We start from the raw sequence: 11,607 nt of genomic DNA on the forward strand, positions 1-11,607 counted from the left end.
AATTATGGAAAATGACAATAAAAAACATTATGGTAAAATAGTTCAAATATTAGGACCTGTTGTTGATATAAGATTCCAAAATAATGAAATACCTCTTATAAATAACGCTCTTGAATTGTATCATGAAGGAAAAAAATATGTTTTTGAAGTTGCTCAACACATTGGAAATGACACTGTTAGAGCAATTAGCATGGATCTTACTTTTGGTCTAAAAAGAGGGATGGAAGTTCTTGATACAGGTAAAGAAATTGTTGTTCCAGTAGGAAAAGACATCTTATCTAGAATGTTTAATGTTTTAGGTGATCCTATTGATGATAAACCATTTGACAAAACCAGTGTAACATTAATGCCTATTCATGCTCCTGCTCCTTCTTATGAAGAACAAAAAACATCAGTTGAAATTCTTGAAACAGGTATAAAAGTTATTGACTTGTTAATGCCTTATGCAAAAGGTGGAAAAATTGGTTTATTTGGAGGAGCTGGAGTTGGAAAAACAGTTTTAATCCAAGAATTAATCAATAACATTGCAACACAACATGGTGGAATTTCTGTTTTTGCTGGAGTTGGAGAGAGAACAAGAGAAGGAAATGACTTATACCATGAAATGCAAGAAAGTGGTGTTATAAATAAGACTGCATTAGTATTTGGGCAAATGAATGAGCCACCTGGAGCTAGAATGAGAATTGCATTTACTGCTTTAACTATGGCTGAATATTTTAGAGATAAAGAAAATCAAGACGTTTTATTATTTATTGACAATATTTTTAGATTTACACAAGCAGGTTCAGAAGTGTCAGCTCTTTTAGGTAGAATGCCTTCAGCTGTTGGTTATCAACCTACATTAGCAACTGAAATGGGAATACTACAAGAGAGAATAACATCTACAAAAAGAGGTTCTATTACATCAGTTCAAGCTGTTTATATTCCGGCCGATGACTTAACCGACCCAGCTCCTGCAACAACCTTTACTCATCTTGATGCAAAAACCGTTTTAGACCGTAACATTGCAGCATTAGGGATTTATCCAGCTATTGACCCATTATCATCGGGTTCAAGATTACTTGATCCAAAAATAATCGGAGTTGAACATTACAATGTTGCTCGTGGTGTACAAAATATTTTACAAAGATTTAAAGAATTACAAGATATTATCGCTATTTTAGGTATGGACGAATTATCAGAAGAAGATAAAAAAGTGGTTGCTAGAGCAAGAAGAATAAGAAACTTTTTATCACAACCTTTTTCAGTTGCTGAAAAATTCTCAGGATACCCTGGTAAATACATTAAAATAAGTGATACTATTCGTTCATTTAAAGATATACTTGCCGGAAAATATGATGAAGTTCCTGAAGAAGCATTTTTATATGCAGGAACAATTGATGATGTTATAGCAAGAATAGAAACTAATAAGTAATGGCTAATTTAGTATTTTTAACAATTACGACACCATATGGTAAATTCTTAGAACAAGAAACAGATATAATTACTTTAAAAACCACTGAAGGTTATATAGGTTTACAAGCAAATCACATTGAATTTATGGGCGCTATAGTTGAAAGTAAGCTTTTTGTAAATAGTTTGCAAAATAATCAAAAAACTTATTATGTTAACCGCGGAATAGTACATTCAAAAGGTAATAGAGTTGATATTATAGTAAATAATATTTCAGATCAACCGCTAAAAGAAATTGAATTTAAACCTAGTGATTCTACAAACTTTAGCTTTGTAGAAGAATTAAAAATAAAGCTAAGTGTAAAATCTTAGAAGAATTAAAGTAAAAAATCCAGAATTTCTGGATTTTTATATATTTTTTTATTATTCGCTTTTTTTAATTTATATGAAAAAATAAAAATAAACACTAACAACAAAAATAAATACAATGTAGAAAATGAACATGCTTTATGCTTTTGATAAATTAACACATTGTAAATTTGTTCTAAGTTTTTTAACTTTACTTATTTTAGTTTTTATTATATTTAAGTTAGCAAAATGTCTTTTAAAAATACTTTTAATACTTACAACTCCAAAAAAATTTATTACTTTAAGTGTTTATTGATATTAATTTTAAATGTAATTTTATTTATATTATTTTTAGCTTTTTTAATTTTTTTAGAAGTTAATTTTTTTACTTTTAGTTTTAATTGTAAATTTCATTGTGATATTAAATTTAGTAATAAATATAAAACTTTGCAATTTTAAAATATTAAGTTAATTTATTTTTTGCATTTAATAAAATATAAAAAAATGAATTTTTTGAGTAAATATCATCATTTCCCGTTTTTTTAGTCTTATTTTTAATTTGATATTATAATTTATAATATATTATTTATGAAAATTTAAGGAGAAAAGATGAGTAAATATAATGGAACAATTGATGCTGAATATGACTTAATCGTAATAGGTGCAGGTCCCGGTGGATACTTAGCCGCTGAAGAAGCTGGAAAACATGGACTAAAAAGCTTAATTATTGAAAAAGTATACTGAGGTGGAGTTTGTTTAAATGTTGGATGTATTCCAACTAAAGCTCTTTTACATGCATCAGAAGAATTTCATAAAGTAGCTAACGGAAGTTTAGAAGCATTAGGATTTAGCTATGATAAAGAATCAGCAAAATTAGATTGAACTAAATTAAATGAACAAAAATCAAAAACTGTTAATAAATTAACTAGCGGTGTAAAAATGTTAATGAAAGGGGCAAAAGTTGAAGCTATTCAAGCTACAGCCGAATTCCTAGATAGCCACACTGTAAAAGCAAATGATAAAGTATATAGAGGAAAATACATGATCTATGCTATGGGTGGACACTCAAGAAGATTAACACTACCAGGATTTGAAGAAGCTTATAAATTAGGGAAAGTTGTTACATCAACAAGTTTAATTAATTATCCTACACAACCAGAAACATTAACAATTATTGGCGGTGGAGTTATCGGAGTTGAATTTGCACAAGTATTTGCAAATGCAGGAACAAAAGTTACAATTCTACAAAATTTAGATCGTGTTGTTGCTCAATTAGATAAAGATGTAACAGATGAATTACAAAAACATTTAAAATCAAAAGGTGTTGAATTTGTATTTAATACAACAATAAAAGCATTCGAAAATGATGAAGTTGTTTACGAAAAAGATGGACAAGAATTTAGAATTAAATCTGACGTTGTTTTAGCTTCAGTTGGCCGTGTTCCAAACACAGGATTTATTTCAGAAACAGGAGTTGAACTAGGTTCAAGAGGTGAAATTCTTGTTAACGATATGTTACAAACAAACGTTGAAAATGTTTATGCAATCGGAGATATTACAGCTCAAAACATGTTAGCTCACGTTGCTTACAAACATGCAATAGTTGCTGTATATGATATCTTAAGAAAAGAAAACAAAACAGAAAGAGTTATAACATATAATCCAACTACAGTTCCAGCATGTATTTATACAGACCCTGAAATAGCTAATGTAGGAATGACTGAAAACAAAGCAAAAGAATTACAATTACCATACATCACAGCTAAATATAACTATGGTTTTGTTGGAAAAGCTATTGCTGCACATAAAGACTATGGATTTGCTAAATTAGTTATAAATAAAGAAAATGGAAAAATTTTAGGTGCTGAAATTGTTGGTGCTAACTCAACAGATATGATTGCTGAAATTGCTTTATTAATGGATAAAGAATTAACAATATTTGACTTAGCTGATACAATTCACCCACACCCAACATTTAATGAAATTATTTGAGAAACAGCTCGTCAAGCAGTTCACAAATTAGGAAAATAATTATAAAATAAAAGTTGCTAGTTAGCAACTTTTTTTGTTAATCTTGTTTGTTTAAATTGTTTTCACTGTTATATTTATTTAATTTAAAGATATCGAATTGTTGTTTAAATTCATCTGAATTGGAAATTCAAAACTTTTTGGGTAAAAATACGTTTTTAATTTTTATGCTTGTAATTCCAAGATTTAATCTGTTTTGTGGTCTTATATATTGTATTTCATCTAATTTGTAATTTTTAATTGATGAAAAAATTCCTCTTTTAAATTCAATATGATCATGATGCATATTTATAAAAATATTATTTGTGCATAATGTTGCAATTCAATAAATTGATTCAATTAAACCATATAATCAAAGAACAAGAAATATACTTGATACTACTAGAAGAAATTCCCTAATTGTATTACCTGTTGAACCCATTGCATCTGATAAAAATGAAACAAAATCTTTAAATGATTCACTTGATACCAAAAGTGCTAATATTGATTTTGTATTATTTATAATAATTGAAGATATGATTATAAATATAAAGCATATTACAATATTTATTGAAAATAAAGTTATATATGTATTGAATTTTAATTGCCCTTTAATCATTCTTAACCTCGGTACTATCTATACTTTTTTCCAAAGCATCTAACATAGCTATTATATTTTTATATGATTCATAGGTTAAGTCTTTAAATTTTGAGATTTCATTTATTTTTTGAAGCAAAGGGCTTACACTAGTATTTAATATTGAAGATTTTGATTTATCATCTTTATATTTATCAGTAAGTTTTTGTATTCTTTCTTTTACCTGGGTTTTGTAAGTTGTTGTGCTGCATGATATAGCCACAAAAGGAATTGAAGCTAAAGTAACAGCAAATAGTGAAAAGCTTAACATTTTTTTATATTTCATCTAAAAACTCCTTGAAAAAATTAATTTTTCACAAAAATGATATTCTTTTTTTTTTTTTTTGTAAAAAGCGTCAAAAAGTTCATTAAATTTTAAAAAAATTAACTTATAGGTTAAAAAAATAAAAAATGTGACTAAAAAGCGTCACATTTTAAAACATTATTTTTTAGCTTTTTTTCTAAAGTAAATTGCTACAGTTGTTGCAATTGCTGAAATTGCTGGTATTAATAATAAAAGATAATACATATTTGCTTTTGTTTTTTTAATAGTATTTATGTTTTGTGTATTATTATTTACTGACTGGTTTTTGTTGTTTATAGGTTTTGTTGATTTAGTATTTGTATCAGTATTTTTTGGTGATTCTTTAGAAATATTGTTTGGTGAATTTGGTTGTGTTTTTGGTTCAGTAGTATTAGAAGAACTACTGTTAGCATTTGGGTTTTCTTGTGTATTTTTTGTCTTTTTGTTTGTGTTAGTATCTTGACTTTGACTAGGTGAGCTATTAATATCTTTTTTAGTTTCTTCAGATTCATTTTTATTTCCATTATCAGTGTTTAAAGAAATATTGTCTTGATCTTTTGTATTTTCAGTGTTAGTTTTTTCTGAACCACTATTTTGATTATCTACTAAATTATCTTTTGAATTAGAACTTTTATCTTCAGTTGTTTCATCTGTTGTGTTAGTATTTGTATTAATTTCTAAATTTTGATGTTGATTTTCTTCTGGTTGAACATTATCATCTTTTACAATTTTTACATATGCTGAACTTCTACGATAATAATCTGAGTCATCTCCTTGATAATTTAATTGAACTATAGTTTCATTTTTATCTAAATTGTGACTTCTACTAACAACTCAACCTTTACCAAAATTAACTTCATCTGTATTCTTAACATCTCTACGAACTTTAATTGTAAAGTTTTTAGTATCATAATTTTGTTGAGTATAAACTTGATTATTTACTGGAGGATATAATCCAACTATGGTAGTATAAAAAACTTTATTTTTAGTATTTTTATATTTACCCAAACCATTTATTTCTATTATTCCATATCCCACATTAGCGTCATCTGAATAAAATCTTTTATCTGTATCTAAAATTTCAGTGTATTTTAATTCATAATCTTTTGATTCTTCTAATAAATTATCATTAATATATACAGATGGTTTTATGTCATTGTATGTCCCTAATCTATGAATACCATTATTAAGAGAAATATTTGCAAAAGAAAGATCATTTTCTTTTATTTTTTCTTTTTGATTATTATAAATTTGTTTTGTAAAAGCTTTAATTCTTGCAACACCACCAAATTTCTTTTGACTGCTTACTCATTTTGAATTTTGTCTAACGTATGATAAATCCAATGTTGATTTTCCCTCATCAGAAAAAATTAATCTTGCGGTATTATCTGCATTTTGAACGCTGGCTTCAATTGAAAAATATTGACCTTTTTTAAGTCTAATTTGTTCTGGTAACTCTATCAACCTCAATCCACCGTCTTCAAAATGTTTAGTTGCAGTAGAAACTAATTGTGCATTGTTATTTGAATATTCTCGAGGATTAATTTCTGATTTATCATCATTTAAATAAACATTTACAGTGACGTCAGCATTTTTACCTTCAAAACCAACATTAACTGCTTTTAAATATTCTTCATAATCTGATGTTTCGGCTTTTGCTTCAAATGAAGATATAGCTTTAGTTTCTTTTAAATTTATATTATCTCTAAGATAGCCATCATAATAATAATTATTATCATATTTATTTTTACTTGCATAATTTAATGAAAATATATCCCCAATTGGTGCATCATATGAAATATACATATAACCTTTTTCTAAAATATGATCCCCTCAACTATTTTTAACTATTCACCCTCCATTTTGCGTTGTTCCTGCTCCAAAATTTTCTTTTGGTATTGAGTCATCTCAACCTATAATCGTTGCTGCATGACCATATTTTGGTCCTTGGTAAGTATTAGAATTATAATAAGTTCCAGCATACCCTGCTGAAAATCCAAAACCCACTGCTCCATTTTCTACTACGTATTTTTTGATAGCTTCTCTATCATGGCTATTTATTTTTATTAATTCTTCTAGACGAAATGGAACATCAAAATTATTTTTTTTAAAGTCTGAAGTTTCATTCATTAAAGAATTTCATTGCATTAACATGTAACCAGCACTTATTGCATATCCACCAGAAGCTCAATGTGTCTTATTTTCCATTGTGTCAAATTTTGTATTTTCTAATGGATCAGAATTAAAGTTACGATTTCTTGTTAAAAAAGCAATACCTTTTTCCGATAAATCTAATGTTGAAGGTGATGCGTATAATCCATTTTTTAAAACATTTATTTCTGAAACACCAATTGCTGAATAGGCTCAACAAATATCTAATCTCTGATATCTTACCGGCGGCAAAATATCTTGATTTATCTGTCTTCAATCAAATTTTTGTTGTTTAATTAAATCAACACTGTTGTTTGTTTTAGGATCAGTGCTTAAACTTAAACTACTAAAAGTACTTATTAATGTTGTAGGTATGAAAGCACATAATAATAAAATTTTCATAGCTTTTTTCATAATTATTTCCTATCAAATAGTTTTTTATATTCTGATAAACCGTGTTCATCTAATTTATCATAAGGAATAAAATCTAATGCAGCCGAATTAATACAATATCTTAGACCTCCATTTTCTTTAATTCCGTCATTAAAAACATGACCTAAATGTGAGTTGGCATTTTTTGATCTAACTTCAGTTCTTATCATGCTGTGTGAAGTATCTTTTAATTCAACTAATAATTCATTTTGAATTGGTTTACTAAAAGCAGGTCATCCACAACCTGAATCATACTTATCAGTTGAAATGAATAACGGTGTTTTATCAACTATATCTACATAAATACCTTTTTCAAAATGATGATCATATTCATTTTCAAAAGGTTTTTCCGTATAAGATTCTTGAGTAACTTTGTATTGCAATTCTGTTAATTCTTTTAATCTTTTTTGCTTATCAAACATAATTCTCCTGTAAAACTTAATTTTATTATTAATAATTTTACAAAAAAAATAATTTAATAGTAAAAATTGTGTATTTTTCCAGTATGTTTTGAGTATTTTGAAAAATTTATTAAAAAACTCTGCAAGTTGCAGAGTTATAAAATTAATATTTGTTTTTTGCTCTTTGAAAGTTAATTTCATTTTTTTTATAAAAACTATCTAATATCTCATCTTCTGATAATCCAATGGTAAGTGCTAGTCCTAAATATAAGCTATATGCATATTTTAAATTTTTTGCATTTAGTTCAGAAAATAATATAGTAGATGCTTTATAAACTTCTGCTAATTGTTGACTAAAATTATCATATAACTTTATAGGTTCTATATTTGAATCGACATTATGAGCAACACACATGCTACTTAAAAAGTGAATTCCATCTGCATACTCTTCTAACAATGCTGCTTGATTAATGTTTTTATGTACCTTTCAATATTTAAATTCTTGAACTTCATTTGCAAATTCACTAATTTCAACTATTAAAGCAATAATAACTTTTAATTGTAGATTAGTTTCATTAGGACTAATGTTCTTAGAAAAACTTTCATCTAGATCTCTTTGTAAATCAAAAACTTTTTGTAAATTCATTTCTTAATTATAAAACAAAAAAATATTTTGTTATAATTATTTACAAGCCCGTGTGGTGAAATGGCAGACACAGTTGACTCAAAATCAACCGAAGAAATTCATGCTGGTTCGAGTCCAGTCACGGGCACCATTTTTGAGGTTATACGTCAGTATTACCTTTTTTTATTTATTTTTTTATTAAATTTTATAATGTCAGTCAACAAAAACCTATTTAAGTTTAAAAAAAGTGATTTAATATTATTTATAAATAATAATTTTAAAGAGGAATTTTATGAATAAATCTTGTAAAATAAACACTAATAATACACTTGAAAACATAAGTGAAGAACAGCAAAAAAATTGCGAGAGTTTTTTAAACCGAAGGGGATGACTAAAACAAGGTAAAAATAATAATGCAAAAATAGAAGGGAATGTTATTTTACTAAATAAACTATTTCTAGGTGATTGATTAGACCAAAAAGGAAACATAGGACATGAAATAATTGACTTTTTGCTCACAGATAATAATGAATATTATGTATATAACAATCCTTGAGGTGTTTGTCCAGATGACATTTGAGTAGAAGGGACAAAAAATTTAAGACAATGAAAAAAGGAAAAATACTTAGCTAAATATTTAGTTTTAACTAGCGGACTTAAAAATAATAATTTTAACATTCTTTATGTAGTTGAACTAGAAGAAAAAATACACAGATTTCACACAGTATCTAAAAAATCTAATAACTCAAGCGATAATACTGAACAATATCATAGATATGAAAATTTTAAATGCGCTCAAAAAGCATTAAAACAATTTATGCAAGAAAGAAAAATTGTTTATAATGGTAAATATTTATATGAAATTTACAAGGATAATGATTCTTTATATCTTACATTTAAAGCTAAAAAAATATATAAAGCAAATGAGGAAATTCCAGTTTCAAATTTAATATATAATTTTCAAAGAAATAAAGGTTATTTATTTGATGATAAAAATAAAAATGATTATGAGTTTGTAAACAACTTAATTTTAACATCTATTGAAAATAAAAAACTTATTGAATTTAATCCAAAAACTGTAAAAGAAGATAATATAAGGTCCTTAAAAAAGCAAACAACATTTTTAGATTTAATTGCTTTTCAAGATAACGAACAAGCTTTTACAAATATGTTTTATAGTATTTTAAGTTTCAAAGATTTAATTAAAAAGTTTTGTATAACTTTTCAAGATAAAAAAATATTTGATAAAAATAGTGACTATGAAGTATTTAAAGAATATGTAGTAGAAAATGGACGATTAGATATTTATGCAAGAGGTTCTAAACAAAATATAATTATTGAAAATAAAATACGTAGTGGATTAAATGGTATAAATTCTGAAGATAAAATAACTCAATTATCCACCTATTACAAATGAGCAAATAAAGTAGATAGCGAATATGAACCATTATTTTTTATAATTGCACCAAATTTTAGAATTTTAGAAATTAAAAATGAAATTGAAAAATTAGATCCTAAAATGAAAAATATTTATAAAATAATTTCTTACAAAGAAATTGCAGATTTTATCGAAAATGAATATAAAAACCAAACATTAGATAAAACTTATGAATTTTACAATTTAATTCCACAAATAATTATTGCTTTTAATAACTTAACTCACGAAACAAAAGAAGATCAATATGCTAGAATGTTTTTAAACAACACAAAATAAGAAAAATTTACATATTTTAGCATCATAAAAAATATAGATTTTTGTATAACAAAACAAACATTTTATATTTTTTATTTTTTTTTATATTTTTTAATATTTTTATGTATAATATTAAAGCAAACAAAAAATGCCCGGATGGCGGAAATGGTAGACGCAAGGGACTTAAAATCCCTCGGTGGCAACATCGTGCTGGTTCAAGTCCAGTTCCGGGCACCATAATGTGCGCCCTTAGCTCAGCAGGTAGAGCAAATGGCTTTTAACCATTGGGTCAGAGGTTCGAATCCTCTAGGGCGTACCATTTCATTTAGTGTCCAAAAAAGAGCATTGCTCTTTTTTATTTATTTTTTTAATATTAAAAACACCTAGTACATAAACTGTATTAGGTGTTTTTTGGTCTATTGTAGATTTGGCAGGAGATACAGGATTCGAACCTGTAACGAAGGGTTTGGAGTCCTTAGTTTTGCCATTAAACTAATCTCCTATAATAATAGCAAATTATTTTGCTATTTTAAAGTAACACACATCGCCGTCTTGCATAATATAATTTTTACCTTCAAGACGCATTTTTCCAGCTTCATGAGCTTGTTTTTCACCTCCATAATTAATATAATCTTCGTAACTAATTACTTCAGCTTTTACAAATTTCTTTTCAAAATCAGTATGAATTATCCCGGCACATTGACTAGCAGTTTGACCATTTTTAAAAACTCATGCACGGGTTTCTATTTCACCTGCTGTAAAATAAGTTTTTTGATCTAATAAATAAAAACTTTTTCGAATTAAAGTATCTAAACCACTATATTCTAAACCATATTCTTTTAAAAACTCTTGTTTTTCTTCTGCTTCAAATTTTGATAATTCATATTCTAAAGAAATACAAATAGGAATTAAAATATCATTTGTTTGCTGTAAATGATTTTTTAAATTTTGAAAATGAACATTATTATCTAAATTTTCTAAATCATCTTGTTTTAAATTTGCTACATAAATAATTGGTTTAAGTGAAAGTAATTGTCAAGATTTTACAATATCTTTTTCTTCGTCACTTAATTCTACTTCTCGAGCTGAACGTTCATTTTCTAAAATTATTTTTAATTTGTTTGCAATTTCTAATTCTTTTAAAAGTTCTTTATCATTTGTTGCTTTTGCGCGTTTTGATATTCTATTAATAACATTTTCGATTGTTTGTAAATCAGCTAATATTAGTTCTAAATTAATAGTTTGAAGATCATCAAGTGGGTCAATTTTATTATTAACATGAACAATGTTATTATCTTCAAAACATCTAATTACATGAATTATACTGTCAACTTCTCTAATGTTTGCAAGAAATTTATTTCCTAAACCTTCACCTTTTGAAGCACCTTTAACAAGTCCTGCAATGTCAACAAAATTAAAAGTTGCATGTACTATTTTTTTTGTATTATTTAGTTTTGCTAATTTTTCTAATCTAATGTCGTTTAACTTAACGTTTGCAATATTTGGTTCAATTGTAGTAAATGCATAGTTATTAGCTTCTACTTCATTTAAAGTTAAAGCATTAAATAATGTACTTTTTCCTACATTCGGTAATCCAACAATTCCTGCTTTCATAAT

10 protein-coding genes and 4 tRNA genes are annotated in these 11,607 nt (G+C 26.4%); 7 read left to right on the plus strand and 7 right to left on the minus strand.

Annotation, left to right across the window (positions count from 1 at the left end; all coding sequences use genetic code 4):
- Window positions 1-4 precede the first annotated feature (4 nt).
- The 3 genes from atpD (at window position 5) to lpdA (ending at window position 3,771) form a co-directional block, all read left to right on the plus strand.
- Entirely contained in the window at window positions 5-1,414 is a 1,410-nt protein-coding gene (gene atpD, locus KQ877_RS01605) for a F0F1 ATP synthase subunit beta (protein WP_216488571.1), read from the plus strand.
- Window positions 1,414-1,764, plus strand: coding sequence for a FoF1 ATP synthase subunit delta/epsilon (locus tag KQ877_RS01610; protein WP_216488569.1), 351 nt, complete (start codon window positions 1,414-1,416; stop codon window positions 1,762-1,764). Before atpD ends, KQ877_RS01610 begins: the two co-directional genes overlap by 1 nt.
- Window positions 1,765-2,349: 585 nt before the next feature.
- Window positions 2,350-3,771 carry a dihydrolipoyl dehydrogenase gene (lpdA, locus tag KQ877_RS01615; protein WP_216535846.1) on the plus strand — a complete coding sequence of 474 codons (1,422 nt, stop codon included), beginning with the start codon at window positions 2,350-2,352 and terminating at the stop codon, window positions 3,769-3,771.
- Between the two features lie 37 nt (window positions 3,772-3,808).
- Here the strand turns inward: lpdA and KQ877_RS01620 are convergent, their stop codons facing one another.
- The 5 genes from KQ877_RS01620 to KQ877_RS01640 form a co-directional block, all read right to left on the minus strand.
- The gene (locus KQ877_RS01620) at window positions 3,809-4,366 is read right to left on the minus strand and encodes a hypothetical protein (RefSeq protein ID WP_216535847.1); all 558 of its coding nucleotides are present in this window, start codon (window positions 4,364-4,366) and stop codon (window positions 3,809-3,811) included.
- Complete coding sequence (locus KQ877_RS01625) at window positions 4,359-4,670, minus strand: variable surface lipoprotein (protein ID WP_216535848.1); 312 nt, start codon at window positions 4,668-4,670, stop codon at window positions 4,359-4,361. The genes KQ877_RS01620 and KQ877_RS01625 overlap by 8 nt, the downstream gene beginning before the upstream one ends.
- 156 nt (window positions 4,671-4,826) lie before the next feature.
- Window positions 4,827-7,253: a C1 family peptidase gene (locus KQ877_RS01630; RefSeq protein WP_216535849.1), complete on the minus strand. Its 2,427-nt coding sequence runs from the start codon at window positions 7,251-7,253 to the stop codon at window positions 4,827-4,829.
- 2 nt (window positions 7,254-7,255) lie between these two features.
- Window positions 7,256-7,693 carry a peptide-methionine (R)-S-oxide reductase MsrB gene (gene msrB / locus KQ877_RS01635; protein WP_216488559.1) on the minus strand — a complete coding sequence of 146 codons (438 nt, stop codon included), beginning with the start codon at window positions 7,691-7,693 and terminating at the stop codon, window positions 7,256-7,258.
- A 142-nt stretch (window positions 7,694-7,835) separates the two neighbouring features.
- Window positions 7,836-8,318, minus strand: a complete 483-nt coding sequence (locus KQ877_RS01640) for a dUTP diphosphatase (protein WP_216488557.1) — start codon at window positions 8,316-8,318, stop codon at window positions 7,836-7,838.
- Window positions 8,319-8,364: 46 nt separating this feature from the next.
- Between KQ877_RS01640 and KQ877_RS01645 the strand changes: the two genes are divergently transcribed.
- From KQ877_RS01645 to KQ877_RS01660, 4 genes are all read left to right on the plus strand, one after another.
- Window positions 8,365-8,448 (plus strand) — tRNA-Leu (locus tag KQ877_RS01645).
- A 141-nt stretch (window positions 8,449-8,589) separates the two neighbouring features.
- Entirely contained in the window at window positions 8,590-10,011 is a 1,422-nt protein-coding gene (locus KQ877_RS01650) for a PD-(D/E)XK nuclease family protein (protein WP_216488555.1), read from the plus strand.
- A 129-nt stretch (window positions 10,012-10,140) separates the two neighbouring features.
- Window positions 10,141-10,227: transfer RNA gene (locus KQ877_RS01655), tRNA-Leu, on the plus strand.
- A gap of 6 nt (window positions 10,228-10,233) precedes the next feature.
- Window positions 10,234-10,309: transfer RNA gene (locus KQ877_RS01660), tRNA-Lys, on the plus strand.
- Window positions 10,310-10,418: 109 nt separating this feature from the next.
- Here KQ877_RS01660 and KQ877_RS01665 read toward each other — a convergent pair.
- Together KQ877_RS01665 and ychF are read right to left on the minus strand one after the other, a co-directional pair.
- Window positions 10,419-10,492, minus strand: a tRNA-Trp gene (locus tag KQ877_RS01665).
- A gap of 14 nt (window positions 10,493-10,506) precedes the next feature.
- A complete protein-coding gene (ychF, locus tag KQ877_RS01670) occupies window positions 10,507-11,604 on the minus strand; it encodes a redox-regulated ATPase YchF (RefSeq protein WP_216535850.1) in 1,098 nt (365 codons plus the stop codon).
- Window positions 11,605-11,607: the final 3 nt, after the last annotated feature.

It is taken from the genome of Mycoplasma zalophi (genome assembly GCF_018914005.1).
In the GTDB taxonomy this organism is placed as follows: Bacteria; Bacillota_I; Bacilli_A; order Mycoplasmatales; family Metamycoplasmataceae; genus Metamycoplasma; species Metamycoplasma zalophi_A.